Origin of the sequence: Stenotrophomonas sp. FR010 (genome assembly GCF_047520755.2) — a bacterium.
Lineage (GTDB): Bacteria > Pseudomonadota > Gammaproteobacteria > Xanthomonadales > Xanthomonadaceae > Stenotrophomonas > Stenotrophomonas sepilia.
Window position 1 is genome coordinate 12,584 of sequence record NZ_JAXBQT020000012.1, and the last position, 21,709, is coordinate 34,292.

Annotated in this window: 26 protein-coding genes; 9 read left to right on the forward strand and 17 right to left on the reverse strand. The window is 66.5% G+C overall.

All coding sequences use genetic code 11. The annotated features are described in order from the left end of the window. Positions 1-12: 12 nt before the first annotated feature. The 9 genes from ACM0PK_RS12170 to ACM0PK_RS12210 form a co-directional block, all read right to left on the reverse strand. On the reverse strand, positions 13-639 hold the full coding sequence (locus ACM0PK_RS12170) for a nucleotidyltransferase family protein (protein ID WP_414607268.1): 627 nt from the start codon (positions 637-639) through the stop codon (positions 13-15). Next, positions 615-1,676 carry an XdhC family protein gene (locus ACM0PK_RS12175; RefSeq protein ID WP_414607267.1) on the reverse strand — a complete coding sequence of 354 codons (1,062 nt, stop codon included), beginning with the start codon at positions 1,674-1,676 and terminating at the stop codon, positions 615-617. The genes ACM0PK_RS12170 and ACM0PK_RS12175 overlap by 25 nt, the downstream gene beginning before the upstream one ends. A gap of 8 nt (positions 1,677-1,684) precedes the next feature. Beyond that, positions 1,685-3,889: an aldehyde oxidoreductase molybdenum-binding subunit PaoC gene (gene paoC, locus ACM0PK_RS12180; protein WP_414607266.1), complete on the reverse strand. Its 2,205-nt coding sequence runs from the start codon at positions 3,887-3,889 to the stop codon at positions 1,685-1,687. Continuing rightward, positions 3,889-4,839 (reverse strand): FAD binding domain-containing protein, encoded by a 951-nt coding sequence (locus ACM0PK_RS12185; protein ID WP_414607265.1) that lies wholly within the window; start codon positions 4,837-4,839, stop codon positions 3,889-3,891. Before ACM0PK_RS12185 ends, paoC begins: the two co-directional genes overlap by 1 nt. After that, positions 4,836-5,483: an aldehyde dehydrogenase iron-sulfur subunit PaoA gene (gene paoA, locus ACM0PK_RS12190; RefSeq protein WP_005416549.1), complete on the reverse strand. Its 648-nt coding sequence runs from the start codon at positions 5,481-5,483 to the stop codon at positions 4,836-4,838. The genes ACM0PK_RS12185 and paoA overlap by 4 nt, the downstream gene beginning before the upstream one ends. Positions 5,484-5,789: 306 nt before the next feature. Continuing rightward, a complete protein-coding gene (locus ACM0PK_RS12195) occupies positions 5,790-6,305 on the reverse strand; it encodes an Ohr family peroxiredoxin (protein WP_065186733.1) in 516 nt (171 codons plus the stop codon). 47 nt (positions 6,306-6,352) lie between these two features. Next, a complete protein-coding gene (locus tag ACM0PK_RS12200; RefSeq protein ID WP_005416551.1) occupies positions 6,353-7,120 on the reverse strand; it encodes an SDR family oxidoreductase in 768 nt (255 codons plus the stop codon). Positions 7,121-7,246: 126 nt separating this feature from the next. After that, the gene (locus tag ACM0PK_RS12205) at positions 7,247-8,278 is read right to left on the reverse strand and encodes a LysR family transcriptional regulator (RefSeq protein WP_414607264.1); all 1,032 of its coding nucleotides are present in this window, start codon (positions 8,276-8,278) and stop codon (positions 7,247-7,249) included. After that, positions 8,275-8,583, reverse strand: coding sequence for a sigma factor-like helix-turn-helix DNA-binding protein (locus ACM0PK_RS12210; protein ID WP_065186736.1), 309 nt, complete (start codon positions 8,581-8,583; stop codon positions 8,275-8,277). Before ACM0PK_RS12210 ends, ACM0PK_RS12205 begins: the two co-directional genes overlap by 4 nt. 89 nt (positions 8,584-8,672) lie before the next feature. Here ACM0PK_RS12210 and ACM0PK_RS12215 point away from each other — a divergent pair, with 89 nt between their 5' ends. The 3 genes from ACM0PK_RS12215 (at position 8,673) to ACM0PK_RS12225 (ending at position 10,569) form a co-directional block, all read left to right on the forward strand. Next, positions 8,673-9,152: a carboxymuconolactone decarboxylase family protein gene (locus ACM0PK_RS12215; RefSeq protein ID WP_139727109.1), complete on the forward strand. Its 480-nt coding sequence runs from the start codon at positions 8,673-8,675 to the stop codon at positions 9,150-9,152. A gap of 55 nt (positions 9,153-9,207) precedes the next feature. Next, positions 9,208-9,612, forward strand: coding sequence for a cupin domain-containing protein (locus ACM0PK_RS12220; RefSeq protein ID WP_125436986.1), 405 nt, complete (start codon positions 9,208-9,210; stop codon positions 9,610-9,612). Between the two features lie 75 nt (positions 9,613-9,687). Continuing rightward, positions 9,688-10,569, forward strand: coding sequence for an RNA polymerase sigma-70 factor (locus ACM0PK_RS12225; protein ID WP_065186738.1), 882 nt, complete (start codon positions 9,688-9,690; stop codon positions 10,567-10,569). Between the two features lie 112 nt (positions 10,570-10,681). On the opposite strand, the gene ACM0PK_RS12230 is transcribed toward ACM0PK_RS12225, so the two are convergent. Beyond that, positions 10,682-11,602 (reverse strand): MBL fold metallo-hydrolase, encoded by a 921-nt coding sequence (locus tag ACM0PK_RS12230; protein ID WP_414607263.1) that lies wholly within the window; start codon positions 11,600-11,602, stop codon positions 10,682-10,684. 481 nt (positions 11,603-12,083) lie between these two features. Between ACM0PK_RS12230 and ACM0PK_RS12235 the strand changes: the two genes are divergently transcribed. Then, positions 12,084-13,037: an alpha/beta fold hydrolase gene (locus ACM0PK_RS12235; protein ID WP_414607262.1), complete on the forward strand. Its 954-nt coding sequence runs from the start codon at positions 12,084-12,086 to the stop codon at positions 13,035-13,037. Positions 13,038-13,274: 237 nt separating this feature from the next. Further along, positions 13,275-13,586: a hypothetical protein gene (locus ACM0PK_RS12240; RefSeq protein WP_061478249.1), complete on the forward strand. Its 312-nt coding sequence runs from the start codon at positions 13,275-13,277 to the stop codon at positions 13,584-13,586. A 43-nt stretch (positions 13,587-13,629) separates the two neighbouring features. Here the strand turns inward: ACM0PK_RS12240 and ACM0PK_RS12245 are convergent, their stop codons facing one another. The 3 genes from ACM0PK_RS12245 to ACM0PK_RS12255 form a co-directional block, all read right to left on the reverse strand. Next, the gene (locus ACM0PK_RS12245) at positions 13,630-13,911 is read right to left on the reverse strand and encodes a hypothetical protein (protein ID WP_005416560.1); all 282 of its coding nucleotides are present in this window, start codon (positions 13,909-13,911) and stop codon (positions 13,630-13,632) included. A 281-nt stretch (positions 13,912-14,192) separates the two neighbouring features. Further along, a complete protein-coding gene (locus tag ACM0PK_RS12250; protein ID WP_005416562.1) occupies positions 14,193-14,462 on the reverse strand; it encodes a hypothetical protein in 270 nt (89 codons plus the stop codon). Between the two features lie 58 nt (positions 14,463-14,520). After that, positions 14,521-14,736, reverse strand: a complete 216-nt coding sequence (locus ACM0PK_RS12255) for a hypothetical protein (RefSeq protein ID WP_134955596.1) — start codon at positions 14,734-14,736, stop codon at positions 14,521-14,523. Between the two features lie 154 nt (positions 14,737-14,890). Between ACM0PK_RS12255 and ACM0PK_RS12260 the strand changes: the two genes are divergently transcribed. After that, positions 14,891-15,034 (forward strand): hypothetical protein, encoded by a 144-nt coding sequence (locus ACM0PK_RS12260; RefSeq protein WP_414607261.1) that lies wholly within the window; start codon positions 14,891-14,893, stop codon positions 15,032-15,034. 173 nt (positions 15,035-15,207) lie between these two features. Here the strand turns inward: ACM0PK_RS12260 and ACM0PK_RS12265 are convergent, their stop codons facing one another. Continuing rightward, positions 15,208-17,850, reverse strand: a complete 2,643-nt coding sequence (locus tag ACM0PK_RS12265; protein WP_414607260.1) for an excinuclease ABC subunit UvrA — start codon at positions 17,848-17,850, stop codon at positions 15,208-15,210. 176 nt (positions 17,851-18,026) lie between these two features. Between ACM0PK_RS12265 and ACM0PK_RS12270 the strand changes: the two genes are divergently transcribed. Together ACM0PK_RS12270 and ACM0PK_RS12275 are read left to right on the forward strand one after the other, a co-directional pair. Further along, complete coding sequence (locus ACM0PK_RS12270) at positions 18,027-18,305, forward strand: hypothetical protein (RefSeq protein WP_414607259.1); 279 nt, start codon at positions 18,027-18,029, stop codon at positions 18,303-18,305. Between the two features lie 230 nt (positions 18,306-18,535). Further along, on the forward strand, positions 18,536-19,033 hold the full coding sequence (locus ACM0PK_RS12275; RefSeq protein WP_005416567.1) for a YciE/YciF ferroxidase family protein: 498 nt from the start codon (positions 18,536-18,538) through the stop codon (positions 19,031-19,033). Positions 19,034-19,072: 39 nt separating this feature from the next. Here ACM0PK_RS12275 and ACM0PK_RS12280 read toward each other — a convergent pair whose 3' ends face one another. From ACM0PK_RS12280 to ACM0PK_RS12290, 3 genes are read right to left on the reverse strand one after another with little or no spacing between them, the layout of a single operon-like run. Next, complete coding sequence (locus ACM0PK_RS12280; protein WP_414607279.1) at positions 19,073-19,807, reverse strand: DNA-formamidopyrimidine glycosylase family protein; 735 nt, start codon at positions 19,805-19,807, stop codon at positions 19,073-19,075. After that, on the reverse strand, positions 19,800-20,567 hold the full coding sequence (locus ACM0PK_RS12285; protein WP_414607258.1) for a DUF72 domain-containing protein: 768 nt from the start codon (positions 20,565-20,567) through the stop codon (positions 19,800-19,802). The genes ACM0PK_RS12280 and ACM0PK_RS12285 overlap by 8 nt, the downstream gene beginning before the upstream one ends. Continuing rightward, positions 20,564-21,031 (reverse strand): BLUF domain-containing protein, encoded by a 468-nt coding sequence (locus ACM0PK_RS12290; protein WP_414607278.1) that lies wholly within the window; start codon positions 21,029-21,031, stop codon positions 20,564-20,566. Before ACM0PK_RS12290 ends, ACM0PK_RS12285 begins: the two co-directional genes overlap by 4 nt. 303 nt (positions 21,032-21,334) lie before the next feature. Between ACM0PK_RS12290 and ACM0PK_RS12295 the strand changes: the two genes are divergently transcribed. Further along, on the forward strand, positions 21,335-21,658 hold the full coding sequence (locus ACM0PK_RS12295; RefSeq protein WP_414607257.1) for a KGG domain-containing protein: 324 nt from the start codon (positions 21,335-21,337) through the stop codon (positions 21,656-21,658). Positions 21,659-21,709 lie beyond the last annotated feature (51 nt).

Genomic DNA, 21,709 nt, shown 5'->3' on the forward strand with positions numbered 1-21,709 from the left:
TGATCATGCGGGTCACCTCCCGGCATCGATCCAGCCCGCATCGCGCGCACGCGCAAGATCTTCTGGCGTATCGATATCCAGGCCCAGTTCCGGTGCCTGTAGCACATGCACCGTATCGACAGGAAGTTGCCGCAGGCGCGCTCCGAAGCCGCGGTCACCGGTTGCATGCGCAGAGTTGAACCATGCACGCGGCACTACTGCAGGAATGCCAAGCGCGTCTCCATGACGGGTGCCAGCGCACCCTGACGCCGAGGCGCGGGCACCCGAAAGCAGCGCCTGCAGATGGGAGCGCTCGATTGCGGGCTGGTCGCATGCCACGACCATCACCGCAGTCACCGTGGGCAGCAGGTGTGCGCTGGCAACCTGCAGGCTGCTCGCCAGGCCGCGTTCCCAGTGGGGGTTGGTTACCGGGGTGGCGTCCAGCCCGGCAATGCTGGATGTCACGGCCTGTGCGTTCGCGCCCGCCACGACCAGTACCTGCGCTGGCGCGACCTCGCGCGCCAACCGCACCACGCGATGTACCAGGGTCTCGCCCTGCCGGGTCAGAAGCTGCTTGGGCTGGCCAAGTCGGGTGCTCCCGCCGGCAGCCAGCACGACGACCGCATGCGCATCAGTCACCTGCCGTGCGCGCTTCGCCATTGCTGCAGCTGCGCGGCGATGCTGAGCGAAATCGCCTCTGGCCCTCGGCCGCCGATGTCCAGGCCGACAGGTGATCGAAGTCTCGGGGAAAGGCGGTGGCGCTGATCCGGTGTCAGCAACTTGAACAGGTCCTCGCGCCTTCGCCGCGGACCCAGCAGTCCAATGAACATAACTTTGGTATCAGCCAGGGCCACCAGCGCCTCCCGGTCCAGTTCGAAATCGTGATGCATCACCAGTACCGCGTCGCACGGGTCGCCATGAAGGGCCTCGGCCGGGCTGGTCTGAAGATGCGCATCTGCGCACTGCCCGGCTGAGGCCCAGCGCGCTCGCCGTTCGGCCACGCTGACCCGCCACCCCAGGCCCCGCAGCAACGGAACCAGCAAGGGCGTTTCGGGACCGCCCCCCAACACCAGGGCCCGCGGAAGCCGGGGCAACGGCAAACGCCACGCACCCTCGCCAAAGGGCTGCGTACCCTCCATCGGATGCAGCTGCCACGCCTGCTCGTGATGGCCGGCACGGAAAATGACCTGCCCCGACGTACGAAGGTCGCGCTGGAGTGACACACCCTCGCGCAACCAAGCCTCGATGACGTCGTCGATGCCGGCCATGGCACGCAATGGCAGGAGCGCAATCCGCAGCCGGCCGCGGCACCCGAGCGCGGACCCACTCAACAGGTCGTCGTCACTGCGGGTGTCGATCTCGATCCAGTCGACCCGCCCTGCCGCGCTCACCTGCTCCGCGCGACGCGCGAGCTCGGGCTCCAGGCATCCGCCGCTCAGCCAGCCGACCTGGCCGCCGTTGCAGAACAGCACCATGTCGCCGGCACCGGCGTAGGTGGAGCCATCGGTTTCCAGCACCAGCGCGAGCACGGCGTGCTCCCCCGCGCGCACGCGCGTCAAGGCCGTCTCGAGCACGCCGCGCGGGCTGCCTTCGGCGAGGAAGCCCGGCGCTGCGGACAGGTCCTCGGCAAGATCGCCGGGCTCCCCTCCGCCTGCGGCGGAGACCTCCAAATTGGGCGAGGCTACGGGTCGGTCCATGCGCACCGTCAGCCTACGTCGGGCAAGCCGGGCAACAGCTTGTCCAAGGTGATGGGATAGTTGCGCACGCGCACGCCGGTTGCGTTGTAGACCGCATTGGCGATCGCGGCGCCGACCCCGCAGATGCCCAGTTCACCCACACCCTTGGCCTTCATCGGCGAGATCACCGGATCCAGCGTGTCGAGGAAGACCACTTCCTGGTACGGGATGTCGGCGTGCACGGGAACCTCGTAGCCGGCCAGGTCGTGGTTGATGAACAAGCCCAGCCGTTTGTCGACCACCAGCTCCTCCATCAGGGTCGCGCCCGCACCCATCACCATCCCGCCGATGACCTGGCTGCGTGCGGACAGCGGATTGAGAATCCGGCCGCCATCGCATACGGCAAGCATGCGGCGGATGCGCGTCTCTCCAGTGTAGGCATGCACGGCGACCTCGCAGAAATGCCCTGCATAGGTGCCGACGTCGTAGCCTTGCTTGAAGTCGCCGAAGGCAATGCCGTCCTCCGCCGACAGTGTGCCCGCCTCCGCCAGCTTGATGGTCCGCCCACCCGCCTGGATGCGGCCATTGGCGAAGTCTGCGGTGTCGCCGTCGAAGCCCAGTTTCTCACCCACCTTGCGGCGCAGGCTGACGCACGCCGCGTACACGCCTGCGGTGGAGCTTGCCGCGCCCCACTGGCCGCCGGAACCGGCGGAGGCGGGATGGCGGGAGTCTCCGAGGGTCACTTGGACCTGGTCCAGCGGCACGCCCATGGTCTCGGCTGCCGTCTGCGCGATGATCGTGTAGGAGCCGGTGCCGATGTCGGTCATGTCGGTCTCGACAATCACCCCGCCCTGGCCGTCCAGCCGGACCCGCGCCGCCGACTTCATCGTCGGTGCGCCGCGATAGCCCGCAGACACGCCCATGCCGACCAGCCAGTCCCCTTCCCTGACCTGCGCCGGCCTGGGGTTGCGCTTGTTCCAGTTGAAGCGCTCCGCGCCTTCGCGCAGGCAGCGCACCAGGTTGCGGTCGGAGAACTTCTTGGACGGATCGCCGGGCACGACCTCTGGCTCGTTGAGGATGCGGAACGCGATCGGGTCCAGACCCAGCTTCTCGGCCATTTCGTCCATCGCCACTTCCAGCGCCATGTGGCCCGGTGCTTCGCCCGGTGCGCGCATCGCATTGCCTTCGGGCATGTCGAGCGTGGCGATGTAGTTGGCCACCAGGCGGTTGGCGCCTGCATAGAGCTTGGGCGTCTGCAGGGTGCCGTTTTCGCCATCCTCGCCGTTGATGTTGCCCGACCAGTTCTCATGGGCGATGGCGGAGATCCGGCCATCCTTTCCGCAGCCGATCCGGATGCGTTGAATTGTCGCGTGCCGGTGGGTGGTGTTGTTGGGCATCAACGGGCGTTGCAGCGCGATCTTCACCGGCCGCCCGACCTGCTTGGCCGCCAACGCGGCCAGCACCGCGTCGGCACGGACAAACAGCTTGCCGCCGAAGCCGCCGCCGATATAGGGGGAGTCCACGCGCACCTTGGCAGGATCGATGCCGAGGATCGCCGCCATGCCCTGCCTGGCCCAGTCGATCATCTGGTTCGCCGTCCACAGCGTGAGCGTGTCACCCTCCCAGGCGGCGATGGTGGCGTGCGGCTCCATCATCGAATGACTTTCGTCGGAGGTGTGGTAAGTCTCGTCGAGCTTGACCGCGGCGCTCGCGTAGGCGGTGTCGAAATCGCCCAGCGCCTGCCGGTCGGGCTTGCCGTCACGCCCCTTTGCCAGCGGCGCGGACGGTGCCAGGGCCGGGAAATCGAAGCGGCCCTTGCTGCGCTCGTAGCGGGTGCGGATCAGCGCCGCGGCGGCGCGGGCCTGCTCGAAGGTCTCTGCCACCACGCAGGCGATGGCCTGATGGTAGTGGGCCACCTCTGCTCCGCCGAACAACGGTGCATTGTTCCAGTTCGATGTGCCGACGGGCTTGGTTTCCGGTGCGGTGATGACCGCCAGTACGCCGGGCGCGGCACGTGCGCGGGAGGCATCCATCGAAATGATGCGCCCCTTGCCGATGCCCGCACCGACGATGTAGCCGTAGGCCTGGTTCGGCGCCACGTCATGGCGCTCGTAGGCATAGGGGGCGGTGCCGGTGGTCTTGCGTGGACCGTCGATGCGCGGCGTCGACTTGCCGACGACCTTGGCCTTGTCGAACAGGTTGTCGCCGGCGGGGGCATTGAATTCAAGGGGCATCAGCGCTCTCCTTCCACCAGCACCGCTGCGAGAGTGCGCTCGGCGAGCGCGATCTTGAACGCGTTCTCCGGCGTCGGACGGGCACCGGCGAACACCTGCCGGGCCGCGGCCTTTACGCCGTCGCGCAGCAGCGGTTCGGCCGCCTCGACGCGCCACGGCTTCGGCGCGACCCCACCGAAGGCGAACCGCGCCGAGCCGTCACGCTGCACGACTGCGGCGACCGACACCAGTGCGAACGCATAGGACGCGCGGTCACGTACCTTGTGGTACACGTGCCGACCGCCCAAGGGTTCTGGCAGCGTGACGTGGGTGATCAGCTCACCGCGCTGCAGCACGTTGTCCTGCTGCGGCCTGTCGCCGGGGGAACGATGGAAATCGGCAATCGGGATGCTGCGCGTACTGCCGTCACCCCTGACGGTCTGGATCGAGGCGTCCAGCACCCGCAGGGCCACCGCCATGTCGCCCGGATAGGTCGCGATGCAGCTGTTCGAGGTGCCGATTACGCCCATCTGCCGGGAGAACCCCTCGAGTGCGCCGCAGCCGGATCCGGGCAGGCGCTTGTTGCAAGGCAGATTGGGGTCGTAGAAATATGGGCAGCGCGTGCGCTGCAGCAGGTTGCCGCCGGTGGTGGCTTTGTTGCGCAGCTGCCCGGAGGCGCCTGCCACGATCGCGCGGGTCAGCACCGCGTAGTCGCGGCGCACGCGCTCATGCGAGGCCAGTGCGGTATTGGTGACCAGCGTGCCGATGCGCAGGCCGCCCTCGTCGGTGGGTTCAATCCTGTCCAGGCCGATGTCCTGCACATCGACCAGATGCGCTGGCGTCTCGACCTCCAGCTTCATCAGGTCGAGCAGGTTGGTCCCTCCGGCCAGGAACTTCGCGCCCTCGGTACCGGCGACGGCCTTGGCGGCCTCGGCCGGGGATTTCGCGCGTTCGTAACTGAAGGCCCTCATGAGCGCCTCCCTGCAGAGGTCACGCCAGCGACCTCTGCCATCGCCTCGGCAATATTGGAATAGGCGCCGCAGCGGCAGAGGTTGCCGCTCATGCGTTCGCGCATTTCCATGTTGGTGGCCCGGGGCCGTGCGCTGACATCCGCCTGCACATGGCTGGGGACACCCCGCTTGATCTCGTCCAGTACCGCCACCGCCGAACAGATCTGCCCCGGCGTGCAATACCCGCACTGGTAGCCATCATGCTTGATGAAGGCGGCCTGCATCGGATGCAGGTCATCGGGGGTGCCGAGGCCTTCGATGGTGGTGATGGCATCGCCCTGGTGCTGTACCGCCAGGCTGAGGCAGGCATTGATGCGCTCACCATTGACCAGCACGGTACAGGCACCGCATTGACCGTGGTCGCAGCCCTTCTTGGTCCCGGTCAGCTTCAGATGTTCGCGCAGGGCATCGAGCAGCGTGGTCCGGGTGTCGAGCTCAAGCTCCCGCCGCTCGCCGTTGACGGTCAAGGCCACCGTGCTGATGACCGGCGGCCTGGGCGGCGGGGGCGCCGCCAGTTCGGCGGCGAGCGATGATGCCCCCGGTGCGGCGGACATCGCCACGGTCGTGACGCCGCCGGCGATCACCTGGCGACGCGTCAACTTCATTCCTTCATCACAACTTGGCACAGTGACCTCCTGGCGTTCGGGGAAACCCCGTGGCTGGATGGACGCGCTCACACTACCCAAAGGCCACTATGCCCATCCGTGGGGTACAGATCTGTGAAGTCGGCGAAATGTACGACCCTGCCAAGGCAGTCAGCCTGAGTGCCCAGAAGAACATGTTGTAGCAAGTCCGAAGAAATCGACTGCATCCAGCCCTTTCATGGACACCCGGACTCATTCCCAGCCTGCAGGCCAACTACGGCGGGCTTGACTGAGTTGCCACTTCCCATGGTCGAGCATGGCTCGACTCTACAGAGGCGAAGCCTGCGGGCCGACCCGCACATGCACCGCATGGCTGACGCCACGATGGAACATCTTGGCGTATGGGCAGACGCGTTCGGTGTTGCGAACGAGTTCGCAGGCCAGGTTCTCATCCATGCCGGGAAGATGTACCACGATCTCGGCCGACAGCAGGTACAGCCCATCTGCCGGATCACGGGCGAAGGTGACCGCCACTTCGATGCTGGGGTTGTGCAGCAGCAGGCCGGCGCGCGCGGCCACCAGCACCATGGCGCCGTGGAAGCAGCCGGCATAGCCCGCAGCCAGCAGCTGCTCGGGATTGGCGCCGCCGCCAGGCCCGCCGAGCTCCGGCGGCAGGCGCAGGTCCACCGCCAGTGCACCGTCGTCCGATCGCACGACGCCGGACGCCCGCCCATGCTGGGCCTGGCCTCCGCTCACCCGCACGCGGCCGGTGTACAGCGGCTTCACGTCGTCGCCCTGGTAGCGGTCCAGCATGGCAGGCGAAGGCGGCTTCAGCTCGGTCATTGCACGGCTCCATCAAACGCAGCTGCGGCAGGCGATCCATTCGCCGCTCAGGCAGGCTGCCGCTGCAACAGACCGGACTGCTGCAGCCAGGCTTCGAAATCGACCTGCCCCAGCCACGCGTGGCCCGCGGGCACCAGCGTCTCGGTCTGCAGCGGCGCGCCGAAGTACAGTGCATCGGCGTCCGCCACCACCTGCCGGGAATCACCCGTCAGTTGCAGATAGCGCCTGGCCAGATCCGCCATCGCGCTGCGCTGCGGCCCGGCGATCTCCAGCACTCCATTGGCTGGCGCCTGCTGCGCGATGCGTGCCACCGCTTCGGCAACATCCTCGGCGGCAATCGGCTGCACGTCGGCGGCCGGCAGCCGCACGGCCGTCCCGTCGCCGGCGGACTGGATGATGCCCGGCAGGAACTCGAAGAACTGCGTGGAATGGATGATGGTGTACGGCAGGCCCGAGTCGCGGATCAGCCGCTCCTGGGCGATCTTGCCGCGGAAGTAGCCACTGGCGGCAAGCTTGTCGGTGCCCACAACAGAAAGCGCGACATGGTGGCGCACGCCGGCACGGGTGGCGGCCGCAAGTATGTTGTGGCCGGCGGTCACGAAGAACGAAAGCACTGCTGCGTCTTCGAACGAGGGCGAGTTGGCCAGGTCCACCACCACGTCGACGCCGTCCATGGCGGCATCCAAGCCCTCGCCGGTCAGTACATCCACCCCGGTGGAGGGCGCTGCCACCACGACCGCATGCCCGGCGACACGCAGGCGTTCCACCACCTTGCTGCCGATGCGGCCGGTACCACCGATGACGAGGAACTTCATTGCGTGTCTCCTGGTATGTAGAGGGGCTGCCGGGTGTGGCCGGGCGCAGGCATCGTAGGTGGCGCGGGCGCGAGGGAGTAGGTCCGTGACCGGCCGCGCACTGTTGCCCGGCACGCACCAGTACGCTCAGGCCAAGGCAGGCTGTGCGCCTGGCTTCAGAGGGGTGGCCTGCTGGCGTGCTTCCCAGTGCGAGATCACATCCAGTTCGAGCGCGCGCACCCGCTGCGTGCTGAAGTCGATGAAGGCACGCACGCGCTTGGGCAGCTGGCGGCGGCTGAGGTAGCACAGGTAGTGGCCGCGATCGAGCGGCGCATGCCGATCCAGGCAGGTCACCACCCTGCCCGCCCCCAGCGCTTCACGCACCTGATAGCTGGGCAGCTGGGCGATGCCCAGCCCGTCGATGACGGCCTGCAGGGCCAGGTCGGCATCGTTGAACACCAGTGCAGCAGGCGGCTGAAGGTGTACTTCGGCACCGTCGACACGGAATTCCCAGGGCTGCATGCGTCCGCCCGGCAGGCGCCGCCCGATGCAGGCATGCGTGGGCAGCGTGTCCACCGACGCGGGAAGGCCGTGCACCTGCGCGTACGCCGGTGATGCACATACGACCAGCTGCATCGGCACCAGCTGCTTGGCAATCACTTGGCTGTCTTCCAGTAGGCCGTCGCGAAACGCCACGTCGATGCGATCACCGGCCAGGTCGGGGGCCTGCTCGTCCAGCAGCAGCTCCACGGATACCTGCGGGTACTCGGCACGGAAGGCTGCCAGCAAGGGCGCAATCACCCGACGGCCGAAGCCGTGGCTGGCACTGATGCGCAGGTGCCCGCGCGGCGGGCCCTCGCGCAGGTCGCGCATTTCCTCCAGCGCCTGCAGGATGCAGGTCACGCCCGGGTTGCAGCCCTCGAGGAACAGCTCGCCTTCGCGGGTGAGCGTGGTCGAGCGCGTGGTGCGCAGGAACAACCGCACGCCCAGCTGGCTTTCCAGCTTCTGCACGCTGCGGCTGACGGCCGAGCGGCCGATGCCGAGGCGGTCGGCCGCGCGCGCGAAGCTGCCCTCGGACGCCACTGCAATGAAGGCCAGCACGCCGGCGTAGCTGGTGGAGAAGGACGCATTGAGCGCATCGTGGCCGTCGCTGGCCAGGCGGGGCGTTGAGGCGTTCATGGGTGGCCTGGCTCCGGGCGGGCACGTTGTGCGTGCAGGTGGCTCCGCGCCAGCTTCAACCGTTGCCTGCACGCGGCAAGATCGAGCCCCAGCAGGGGCACGATGTCCTCGAATCCGGCACCCAGCACGTCGTGCAGCAACAGTACCGCACGTGCATCGGGCGGCAGTTCGCGCAATGCGGTGAGGAAGGCCTGCCAGACCTGTTCGCTGGCAGGGCGCGATGCGGTGCGCAGGTGCGATGAGGTGTCCATGCCCGGCAGACGGCCGAGCATCGGCCGCTGTGACAGGACATTGGTGCTTTTCATGCAACAGCGTGCGGCCCGGCCCCCGCCTACCGGCATTGCGAATGCAGGCCTAGCCTCGCTGTGCCCTTCACACGCTACAGGAACACACCATGACCGCACGCCTGGATTACGCCGCGCAATCCCCCGAACTGTTCAAGAAGCTCGGCCTGTACTCGCATGCCGCCCACACCGCCTCGATCGAAGCGGCCATCATCGATCTGGTCAACATCCGTGCATCGCAGCTCAACGGCTGTGGCTTCTGCCTGGACATGCACGTGAAGGAAGCCACCCTGCGCGGCGAGCGTCCGCTGCGCCTGCATCACCTTGCGGCATGGCGTGAATCAACGCTGTTCAGCCCGCGCGAGCGCGCCTGCCTGGCCTGGACCGAAGTACTGACCCAGCTGCCGGCGCAGGGCGTGCCCGACGAGCTGTACGCACGCGTGCGCGGCCAGCTGTCCGATCAGGAAATTGTCGACCTCACCCACGCGGTGATGGCGATCAACGCCTGGAACCGCGCCAACGTTGCCTTCCGTACCACGCCCGGCACCCTGGATACGGCCTTTGGCCTGGACAAGGCCGGCCTGGCCTGATCCTTCGGCCGCTGCCCCATGCTGCGGCCCTCCTCTACCGCTTTGGAGACCTGCCATGCGTCGCTCTGTTCTGGTCCTGTTTGCGCTGCTGCCACTGTGCGGCGCTGCCGCCACCCCGCCCTCTCCTGCGCCCCAGCCCTTGGTGCGCGAGGTGATGACCCGCGCCCTGCCGGAGCAGCCCGGCAAGGAAGCGCTGATCCTTACCGTGGAGTATCCGCCGGGTGGCGCCGATCCTGTCCACCGCCACGATGCCCATGGCTTCGTCTATGTCCTGGAAGGGCGGATCGTGATGGGTGTGGCCGGCGGCAAGGAAGTCACCCTTGGCCCGGGCGAGGCCTTCCATGAAGGCCCGGCCGATCTGCACACCGTAGGCCGCAACGCCAGCGCCACCGAGCCGGCGAAGTTCGTGGTGTTCCTGATCAAGGACATCGGGAAGCCGGCGGTGCTGCCGCCGCACTGATCGCACGTCCGGCGCTGGCACCAGCGACAGGTTCCCGGGTGTCACAATCCGGGGACCTGTCCCGTCTACGCTGGCATGGACGAATCCACTGCGCTGTTCTCACGTCTCCGCCCACGCCTGTTCGGCGTGGCCTACCGCATGCTTGGGTCTTCGCACGAAGCCGAAGACGTGGTGCAGGATGTCTGGCTGCGCTGGCATGGCACCGACCAGTCACAGATCGAGAATCCGGAAGCCTGGCTGGTGGCGACCACCACCCGTCGCGCCATTGATGGCCTGCGCCTGGCCCGGCATGCGCGCGAACACTATGTGGGCATGTGGTTGCCCGAGCCGCTGCTGACCGATGACACCGCCACGCCCGAGTACGTGCTGGAAACCGCCAGCGATCTGTCGGTCGCCTTCCTCAGTGTGCTGGAACGGTTGGCCCCGGATGCGCGTGCGGCTTTCCTGCTTCACGATGTGTTCGATCAGGATTACGCGGTGGTTGCGCGCACCCTGGACAAGACAGAGGCCGCCTGCCGGCAGATCGTGCATCGCGCGCGCCAGCAGCTCAGGCAGGAGCGCCCGCGCTACAACGTCCCGCAGGACGTGCACCAGAAACTGCTGCGCCGCTTCGCCGAGGCTGCATCCAGTGGCGATTTCCGCACGATGAAGGCGTTGATGGCCGAATCGGCCGAGCTGGTGGGTGACGGCGGCGGTATCGTCACCAGCTTCCCAGGGCCGATGGTCGGGGGCGCACGCATTGCCCAGCTGCTGTATGCCCCGCACCTGCGGCGCAGCGCGCAGTTGCGGATGGTACCGGCCATGCTCAACGGACGGCTGGGACTGCTGCGCTATTTCGATGGCGAGCTGGAGGCGGCGATGGCCTTCGAGACCGATGGCGAGCGGATCACGCAGGTTCTGGTGCAGCGCAACCCGCGCAAGCTGCAGCGGTTGGCTCGCCCTATCGCCATCCAGTAGTTCCACGCCAGCCAGGGATGGCGTCCGTTGCCGGCCGCCCTTGCGGGATTCGAGCGGGGCGCCGATGCGCCCCGTCGAAAACTTCTGCTTGCGCTGTATCCGCAGGATCCGATCAGAAGTCCCAGAACACCGGCACCCAGCGGAAAGTCTCGCCCTCCAGCGACACCCGGCCCACTGACGGGAACGGAAGATGCGTGGCCACCAGCATTTCACCGGTGCCGGCCAGTTCCTTCAGCAGAGCAATGCGAACGCGTGCGGATTCCTCCGGGTCGTGCTCGAAGCCGTTGTGCCAGTTCGGCTGGTCGAAGCCGACCGCGAACACCGCGTCACCGGCAAAGGTCAGGGCCTGCCCCGCGGACGCTACGCGCACCACGCAGTGGCCCGGGGTATGCCCACCGGAACGGCGGGCCGTCACGCCCGGCGCGATCTGCTGTTCGTCCTGGAAGGTGTGCACATAGCTGCTGTACTCGGCCCAGAAGTGCTTGGCCGTGGCGCGCAGTGCATCGGGGAAGCCCTGCGGCATGTTGGTACGGCTGAAGTCCGGCGACTTCCAGAACTCCACTTCCGCGGCTGCGACGTGGATTTTCAGGTCCGGGCGCAGCCGTTCCTTTACGCCTTCAACCAGCAGGCCGCCGACGTGGTCCATGTGCATGTGGGTAATCACCACGTCGGTGATTTCGCCCAGGTTGATGCCGGCGGCACCGAGGCGGCGGATCAGCTGGCCGGCGCGCGGCAGCTGCAGGTCCGGGTCCATGCCCAGGCCGGCATCGATGAGGATGGTGCGATCACCGCTGTGCACCACCATCACGTTCAATGCCCAGTCGAAGGCATCCTGGGGCAGGTACATCTCTTCGAACCATTCGGCACGGTCGGCGGCCGGCACGTTGTGGCCGAGCATCTGGGTGGGCAACGGCAGGACGCCATCGCTGATCACCAGCACCTCGACGTCGCCCACTTTCAGGGCGTAGCGCGAGGGCACCAGTTCATCGAGGGCGGGAGCAATGGGCGCGGCGGTGTTTTCCATACTGAACATGAGGGATCTCCACGAAGAGCCATTTGGCGGGCAGCAATGCAAGGCTGGCGCGAACGAATCCGGGCGCTTGCCCATGGCGCAGGCAGTGGCAATGCCAGGGCACGGTTGCCTGGCAGGCCAGCGCTGCGGAGTTCATGGGAAGACGGGCCACTGCGCGGGCAATGGGCCCGGAACACGGCAGGTGCCGTGTGGGATCAGCCTAGGCAGCACGCCGCAGGTGCGGTAGCGCCGTGAAGGGGTACGTCATGTTGCGTTCCGGGAAGCAATGCGGAACCGGCTGCAATGCCACCATTGCAAGCGCCTCTGGCTCGTTCGGTAGTGCGCAGGCCCAGGTCAGGCAGCTTCGGATGATCATCCAGTCGACCCCACTGTGGGTCCGCGCAATCAGGACGATCTATCAAGAAATTCGGACTTGTCATATCCCAGATGCCTGATTGCTGGCGCAAAGTACGTCTCACCACCCACCCATGAGAGTTCCCGCATGAACACCTTCGCCCGTACCCTGGCCGTTGCCAGCCTCGCCCTCTCGGTCCAGGCCGGCCTGTCCGCGCAGGCCGCCGAACCGGCCACGCCGGCGGCAGTCACCAGCATCGCGCGCACCGCCACCTACATCACCACCGCCGATGGCGTGCAGCTGTACTACAAGGACTGGGGCCCGAAGAACGGCCCGGTCGTGACCTTCAGCCACGGCTGGCCGTTGAACTCGGACAGCTGGGAATCGCAGATGATCTTCCTGGCCAACCACGGCTACCGCGTCATTGCCCATGACCGTCGCGGCCACGGCCGTTCCAGCCAGCCGTGGGATGGCAACGACATGGATCACTACGCTGATGACCTGGCCACGGTGATCAATACGCTGGACCTGCACGATGTGACCCTGGTGGGCTTCTCCACCGGTGGCGGCGAAGTGGCGCGCTACATCGGCCGGCATGGCACCGGGCGGGTGAAGAAGGCCGTGCTGATCAGCTCGGTACCGCCGTTCATGCTGAAGACCGCCGACAACCCGAACGGCCTGCCGATCGAAGTGTTCGATGGCATCCGCAAGGCACAGATGGAAAACCGCGCGCAGCTGTACAAGGACATTCCGTCGGGCCCGTTCTACGGCTTCAACCGCCCGGGCGCGAAGGTGTCGCAGGGGCTGATCGATGCGTGGTGGGCGCAGGGCATGCAGGGCGGCCACAAGAACACCTACGACTCGATCGCTGCGTTCTCGGCCACCGATTTCCGCGCAGACCTGAAGAAATTCGATGTGCCCACCCTGGTCATCCACGGTGACGACGACCAGATCGTGCCGATCGGCATCTCAGGCCGCCAATCGGCGAAGCTCATCAAGGGCGCAAAGCTGATTGTCTACCCGGGTGCGCCGCACGGCCTGACCGACACCCACAAGGACAAGGTCAACCAGGACCTGCTGGCGTTCCTGCAGGAAAAGTGAGTGTACGGGGCTCCGTTGTGATGGCGGAGCCCTTCCTGCCCAGAGGCAGGGCCGGCACCGGACGAGCGCCGGCGTCCACGTCAGTGCACGATTGCGGCCGTGGGATTTCAGGCCAATCATGGCGCGCGGTGTGCACCTTGATGAAGGGTTAACCTCCAACAAAGCACACTGCGCTCTCACGGCTCTTCTCCGGCGCAGAATCCTTTGCTCCCGTGTCCAGCCCCAGACGACACGGCCATGCATCCTCCCAATGCCTTCCGGATCCACGCGATCCAGCCCCTTCTTGCGCGCAATGGGGCCATCGTTCGCCTCGATCAATTGCGATCCACCTGCAAGAGCTGCGGCTTGCGCTCATCAATGACTCAGGACGAGGGCCTCAAGACGAGTCCATTGGGCACGACGCTCACGTGCCCCGCGTGCGGTGCCACGGGGCTGATGGACGAGGTGGAGATATGGCACCACTGGCTCGAACAGTGCCGGCGGGAACGGATGCTGGCGCTCTTCGATCCCGCACCTGACGAACCTCTGGAGCCTGATGGCCCCGAATGAGAGCGACGCATGGACTGTCCGGCCGGCGCCTCAGCGCCGCGCCTCAACCGTCGCCGGGGTGACGCCCTGCCAGGCTACCCATCGTGAAGGCGTAGCCCGCCTCCTCCAGCAGCGCTCTCATGCGCAGCTCCACACGCCGGGGGGAAAGCAGGCTGTTGGGCGCGTACAGGGCATAGACGTAGCCTGCGCCGTCGATGATCTCGCGGCGCACGGCGCACTCATTGGATTCGGCAGCCTCGGACCAGACGGACATCAACCTGGCGGGACTGATGGATTGGCCGTTGCGAAGACGGAAGAACAGCCAGCGCACTCCCAGGGAACGCACCGGATTCAACCTAGCCACTGCGAACCCCCGATGCGCCGGAAAAGGTCCCTCAGGACCTCTGGATCCAAGCGTGGATGCTCGTCTTTCGAAGAGCGCGGAAGGTCGATACGTGCGGCGCCGTTCACCAGCGCGGGCAGATCGGACTGAAGGTCGATCCACCACCCCGTGGGCAGCCGGAGCCCCGTGCCCGTTCTATCGTAGATGCAGATCGGAAAAGTCATGGCGTTGCTCCTGGATGACCCGAGCATACGCCTGCGCGATGTCAGGTCTGGATGCGACGCCTAGGAAGATGCCGCATCGGCGCGCTTTGCGCATTCGAATACGTGTGCTTCGTCCTGCTGGACCCTGCGGAACGACTCCAGCCAGCCGAACGCTGCGCCACGATTGTGAATCGTTTCGCCAAGCCTTCCGGTCAGGCACCGTGCGCACTCCATCCCGCCAGGACTGGGCGCATCGCAGCAACGGCATTGCGCCATCGTCGTCGTTCTCTCCGGGCGGCACTGGTACATGATCTTGGTCATCAGGCTGATCGCCTGGCTTTGCGAGGACATGCGCGCTCCCTGTCTGCTGCGCGGAAGCAGCCGCGCGACGCGCGGCTCCTCCTGTTCCTCAGCGGCGGGTATCGCCGCCGAGACCGCCCTTCTTTTCATCCGCTGGCTTCGGGCTCTCGCTATCCTTGTTGTCCTGCTGCTGTTGCTGTCCTTGCTTGCCGGGCTCCTCCCCGCCGGGTTCGCCCCCCTCGCCCTGCCCCTGCTGTGCAGGCTGTTCTGCTTCAGCGGACGCGTTGGAGCGGTCATTCCTGTTCTGTTCGGGGACGCTGTTCATTTCGATTCTCCGTCGCAGCAAGTGTGCTGCCGATTGACTGTGGGCCTGTTGCCGTTACGGGAACGTGCCGGCAAGCGCGTTGTATGAACGGTTGTGATGAACAGGCTCCCGGCAGCAAGCGTGTACAGTGAGGTTTCGAACAGGGGTAGGCGCCGTGAGCCACGGAAGAAGCAAGCACGTTGTCGATGTGGAGCGCGAGCTGGCCCACTGGGAAACCGCGTTCAATCTGGGTGCGCTGCCCGCGATGAGTTTCCGGCACGAAGTGGCGCCGGTCATCCGGCTTGCCTGCGATATCTAGGTGAGAGATCCGCACGGTACCCGGTCAGCCTGGATGGACGATCTGCAGTGCCGCCTTGCGAAACGATCAAGCCTGCGCGGCCACCCTGGCGCGGCAGAGATTGCCGATCGTTGCTGGACGCTGCTGTCCTGCGGCTAGGGGCCTCCTGCCGGATGATTCCGCTCGCGCACACCCTACCCCAGCTCGGATGCCAGGAACGGTGCCGTCCTGCTGCCCTTGGCGTGGGCCACCTGATGCGGCGTCCCAGCCGCCACGATGGTGCCGCCCGCGCCGCCAGCGCCCGGGCCGACGTCGATCACCCAGTCGGCCTGCGCGACAGAACGCATGTCGTGCTCGATCATCACTACCGTGTTGCCTGCGTCCACCAGCCGCTGAAGCTGCATCAGCAGCCTGTCCGCGTCTGCCGCATGCAGGCCGGTGGTGGGTTCGTCCAGCACGTACAGCGTGCGCCCGCGCTGGCTGCGCTGCAACTCTGTGGCCAGCTTGATGCGTTGCGCCTCGCCACCTGAAAGTTCGGTAGCTGGCTGGCCCAGCCGCAGGTAGCCCAGGCCGATCTCCTGCAGCAGCTGCAGCGGGCGGGCGATGGCCTCCTCTTCGGCGAAGAACGCATGGGCCTGGTCCACCGTCATCTGCAGGACCTCGGCAATGTTGCGGCCGTTCCACTGCACCCTCAGCGTGGCTTCGTTGTAGCGGGCGCCGTGGCAGGTGGGGCATGGTGCATAGACGCTGGGCATGAACAGCAGTTCGACGCTGACGAAGCCCTCGCCTTCGCACGTTTCGCATCGGCCCTTGGCCACGTTGAACGAAAAGCGGCCCGCGTCGAATCGGCGGCGGCGCGCGTCGGATGTCGCGGCGAACAGCTTGCGCACGTGGTCGAACAGGCCCGTGTAGGTAACCAGGTTGGAGCGTGGCGTACGCCCGATGGGCTTCTGGTCTACCTGTACCACGCGTTGAATGGCGTCTACGTCGCCGGCCAGCTGGCCCCGAGTGGCTTCGATCACGGTGGGTCCATCCGTGGGCGCGCTGTCGGCGCCGTCGTCTGCTGTCTCATGCCCAAGGTGCAGCAGCATCAGCTCAGGCAGCGCCTGCGCCATCAGGCTGGACTTGCCCGATCCGGAAATGCCGGTCACTGCAGTCAGCAACCCCAACGGCACCTGCGCATCCACGCCGTGCAGGTTGTGGCGATGGATGCCTTGCAGCGCCAGCCAGCTGTTGGCACTGCGCTGCCGGCTGGCCGGCGCGGGCACCCGGTCGAACAGGTACTGCGCCGTACGCGAATCCTGAACGTTGCGCAGGCCATCGGGCTCGCCACTGTAGAGAACACGTCCGCCATGCTCTCCTGCCTGTGGGCCGACATCCACCAGCCACTGCGCGCGGCGCATCAGCTCCAGATCATGTTCAACAACGAACACCGAGTTACCGCCGTCGCGCAGCCGTTCCAGTGCGTCGTACAGCGCTTGGCTGTCGGCCGGATGCAGGCCGGCCGAGGGTTCGTCGAGCACGTACAGCACGCCGAACAGCAACGAGCTGAGCTGCGTAGCCAGGCGCAGGCGCTGCAGTTCGCCGGCCGACAGTGTGGGCGTGGCGCGGTCCAGCGAGAGATAGCCCAGGCCGAGCTCGCGAAGTTGTCGTACCCGCGCCATGACCCCACCCGCCAGCCGTTGTGCCGCCAGGCGCTTCTCCTCTGACAGGGCTGAGGTCAGGCGCACGTCGGGGGCGCCTTCGTGGGTCGCGCGGCCACTTGCTGCCCGCTTGGCGCGATCGCGGGGCGTTGCACGCCTGCTGGTACGCGCGCCGTGGCTGTGTGCACTGAAATCGCCCTGCGCGATGGGCTCGAGCAAGGCCGCCAGCTGGTCCAGCGGCAGCCGCATGAACTCGCCGATGTCCACGCCGGCGAAGGTGACCGAAAGCGCTTCCGGCTTCAGGCGCTTTCCCTGGCAGGCGGGGCACAGCCGGCCTTCCATGTAGCGGGAAACACGCTTGCGCATCAGCGCGCTCTGGGTGTTGGCAAAGGTGTGCAGCACGTAGCGGCGTGCGCCGGTGTACGTGCCCATGTAGCTGGGCTCCAGCTTGCGCTTGAGCGCGGCGCGGGTCTCGGCCGGCGTGAAGCCGGCATAGACCGGCACCGTGGGCGTTTCCTCGGTGAACAGGATCCAGTCCCGGTCCTTTTTCGGCAGCTTCTTCCACGGCACATCGATGTCGTAGCCCAGCGTGACCAGGATGTCGCGCAGGTTCTGGCCATGCCATGCCGGTGGCCAGGAGGCGATGGCGCGCTCGCGGATGCTCAACGACGGGTCCGGCACCATCAGCGCTTCGGTCACCTCGTAGACGTGCCCCAGGCCGTGGCAGGTACTGCAGGCACCCTGTGGGGTGTTGGGCGAGAAGTCTTCGGCGTACAGCATGGGCTGGCGGGCCGGGTAGGCCCCCGCCCGCGAGTACATCATGCGCACCAGGCTGGACAGCGTGGTCACGCTGCCCACCGACGAGCGCGCATTGCTCGCGCCGCGCTGCTGCTGCAAGGCCACCGCCGGCGGCAGGCCGTCGATGGCATCCACGTCGGGCACGCCGGCCTGGTCGATCAGGCGACGCGCGTACGGCGCGACGGATTCGAAGTAGCGCCGCTGCGCCTCGGCGAAGACCGTGCCGAAGGCCAACGAGGACTTGCCGGACCCCGACACGCCGGAGAACACCACCAGTGCATTGCGTGGAATGGAGACATCGACATTCTTCAGGTTGTGCTCGCGCGCACCGCGCACCTCGATGCAGCCGCTGGCTGCGGCAGCACATGACGATTCGCCAAAGGGGGTGTTGGACATCTCAGCATTCCTGCATTCGGTGGGCGGATCGCGCATGGTGCGCCCGAGGGGCCATTGTCGCCGCTGCGGAGTGCATGGCGTGAGGGCGCCGGAAGCGGGATGTTGTCTTCACCTCCCGTTCGTACGGCCTTGCCAGCCAAGGGCTAGCGTTGGGTGCCCACACACCGGAGGCCGTCATGCACCCCGACGTACTTGGCTGGGCCGCCACGGCGGTACTGATGGCAACCTTGATCCGGCAGATGGTGAAGCAGTGGCAGTCGTCCAACCCGGAAGCCGTGTCCAGGTGGGTGTTCGCAGGCCAGATGACCGCATCTGCGCTGTTCACGGTGTACAGCGCGATGCTGGGCAGCGTGGTCTTCGTGGTGACCAATGCGATGCTGCTGTTGACGGCGGTGGTGGGCCAGGTGATGGCTTGGTGCCGCCCCGGCCAACGCCGGGCTCTCCCACCCTGCTGATTGTTGATGCGTATTGCCTGAAGGTTTGGCATTACATTCCCCCACTGTTGATGGGGCCGGACCGTCACACGGATGAGGAGGCCGCTGCATGCCGTGCGGTTCGGGCGCACTCTCGTAAAGACCATGCGCAATATTCCTGCGGGCGCTCACATGCCTCCTTCACCTGGCCCCTGCCCGATCGCAACCGGTCGTGACCTACGCTGGGCACTCCACTCACTGCGGAGCCCAGTATGGCTATCAAGACGGCGGAAGACCTGTTCATCCACGAACTCTCGGATATCTACAGTGCCGAGAAGCAGCTGACCAAGGCCCTCCCGCGCCTGGCCCGTGCGGCCGAGAACCCGGACCTGGCGGCAGCGTTCGAAACGCACCTGGAAGAAACGCAGGGCCAGATCGAACGCATCGATCAGGTGGTGGAGGTGCTTGGCATTCGCCTGAAGCGCATCAAGTGTGCGGCGATGGAGGGCCTGGTGGAGGAAGGCAAGGAAGTGATCGACAGCATCGACAAGGGGCCGGTGCGGGATGCGGCCCTTATCGGCGGCGCGCAGAAGGTCGAGCATTACGAGATTGCGTCCTACGGCACCATCGCCGCGCTGGCCAAGCAGCTGGGCTACAAGGATGCCCTTCCGCTGCTGCTGGAGACGCTGGAGGAAGAGAAGGCCACCGACGAAAAGCTGACCCTGCTGGCCAAGGGCGGCGGCAACGCCAAGGCCGCGCAGGCCGCCTGACCGGCGCACGCCGGAACCCGGCGGCCACGGATGGCCGCCTCAGGGCCCGTACAGCACCTGATCATTCGGGCAGAAGAACGTGCGTCGCCGCGTCGTCCCCAGATAGAGCTTGCTGATCGGGCCACCACACAGGGGACAGACCTTTTTCGTGTGCACCTGCCAATGCTTCTTCAGCTCGAAGCGGCGCTTCCACTCCAGGAAATCGAAGCTGTAGGCGCGAGCCTGCTCGATCAAGGCGGTAAGCCTTCGTGGCGGCAGGTCGCCCAGCCGGGAGGCGGGATGCACGCCTATCCGGAACAGCACCTCGTTCTTGATGATGTTGCCCACGCCGGCGAAGACGGTCTGGTCCAGGAGCGCATCACAGACCATGACGTCCGGCAGGGCCTTCAGCTTGCGCCGGGCCAGCTTCGGATCCCAGGCGTCGTTCATCACGTCCGCGCGCCAATCGTAGACATCGTCCAACGGCTCCTCGATCAGCCGCACGGAACACGCATAGAAGTTCAGCTCGCCATTGTCGAGCATCAGGGATACACGCGGCGGGGTTGGCTTCCTTTCATCGATGCGCCAGCTGCCGAACATCATCAGATGGATGCGCAGCGTGTGGCGGCTGAACTCCAGCAGGAAGTGCTTGCCCCAACTGCGGACCGCCTTGACCCTGCGGCCCTGCAGCGGTGACAGGTCGATGCGGCTGTTACCGGACACGGTGCGGACCACGTGCCCCTTGAAATGGCTTGCGGCTTCGCGCAACAGCACGATGGAAGGGCCTTCAGGCATGTGCGTTCTCCGACAGCAGCGCCTGCAGGCGCAGGGCGTTGCGGGTGGCATGGCCCAGTGCGGTATTGTCCAGTACGCACCAGGCGGGTCGTTGCGCGTCGGATTCGCGCCGCAGCCGTTCCGCGAGCGCGGCCAGGGCCTGTTCACTGTACGCACTGCGATAGATCTGCGGTTGGCCGTGCCAGCGCCAGTAGCTCCACGTGCGGTCACCGCCGGGAATCGCTGCAACCGGCACACGTGCCGGATCCGCAGCGACCCGTGCCACGCCATGCGCACTCAGAAGTGCATCCACTTCCGGCGTGAACCAGCTCGGGTGGCGCGGCTCGCACGCCACATCGGCCTGGGTGCGTGAACGCAGGCCCCGCAGGAATTCCCTGGTCGTGGCCGCGTCGTACACCAGGCTTGGCGGCAACTGCAGCAGTAGCGGCCCCAGCTTTCCACCCAGCTCCAGCACGCCATCCAGGAACTGCTCGAACGGCTGCATCGCATCGCGCAGCCGGCGCTCATGGCTGATCTCCCGCGGCAGTTTCACCGCGAACCGGAAGCCCTCCGGAACGCTCACCGCCCATCGCGCGTAGGTGCTGGGCTGGTGCGGTCGATAGAAGGACGAGTTGATCTCCACCATCGGCAGGCGTGTGGCATAGCGCTGCAGTGCGCTGTCGCCCGCGCCGAACGCTTCGTGAACCGCCCGCGGCAGCGACCAGCCCGCACAACCGACGCGTGGTGGGGCGGGCGCAACCGGGGCGGCTGTGGCATTCATCGTGCCAGCTGCCCGTCCGGTTCGGTGATGCCGCCCGCACCTTCCTCCGTGTGCGACTGCGAAACCGACAGCAGACGATCCAGTGCACTGGTGCCCGACTGCAGCGCCGACGCGCTGCGCACGAAGCCTGTCCAGTCGGAGATGGCGATCTTTCCGAGCGCCAGCTCGTCCACCCGCACGCTGCGCATCCGCCAGTGCGGAAACTGTCGACGCCCCACCCTGCCCCGGTTCAGTTCGACGATCCCACTGTGGCTGCTGGCTCCCAGAATGCGCATGTAAGCGGCCTTGATTCCTGCCTCCGGGCCTTCCAGGTACTGCAGGAAGCGCGAGCCATCGAACAGCAGTGTGCCGGTCACATCGACGGATTCGTTGAACTGCACCGCCTCCGCCACAAGCTGCTGCAGCCGCTGTTCCGTCAGGTTGCGGGAGGCTTCACTTACGTAGGCAATTGCTCGAAAAGGCATGGCACCACCGGTTGTTGCAGACCGCTCTACCTTAGCCACGCGGATCGTACGCGCGGTGAGATCGGTGTGGAGGCTGCGTCGAACTGTCGCGTGGCCCTTCCGCATCGCGTTGACGCGCGGTTGGGTTGCGGAAGACGTGCCTGCCGGTGCGCACACGCGTGCACCATGGTTCGTGGAGGCAGGATGAGGAATCGCGGGCTTCCGGATGACGCCACGTTGGCAGCCATGCCACCGCCGTCTAGCGCCGGATCTGGAAGATGGTCGCTGCCGCCAATCGGGCGGCTGAACCCAAGGAGACTTTCCATGGCCAACCAGAACCAGAGCCAGGGCAACAGCAACCGCGGTTTCGCTTCGATGGACGAGGACAAGCGGCGCGAGATCGCCGCCAAGGGTGGACGTGCCGCGCACGAGTCAGGTAGCGCCCATGAATTCAGCTCGGAAGAAGCACGCGAAGCCGGCCGCAAGGGCGGCGAAGCAGTGAGCCAGGACCGCCAGCACATGGCTGACATCGGCCGCGAAGGCGGCCAGAACAGTCGCGGTGGTGGCAACCAGGGCGGCAACCAGGGAGGCGGGCAGCAACAGCAGGAACCTGGCGGCGGCAACAACCGCGGTGGCCAGCAGCGCTGATCGGCATTGAAACCCGATGTACCCCTTCGTGGGCGGACGTGATGTCCGCCC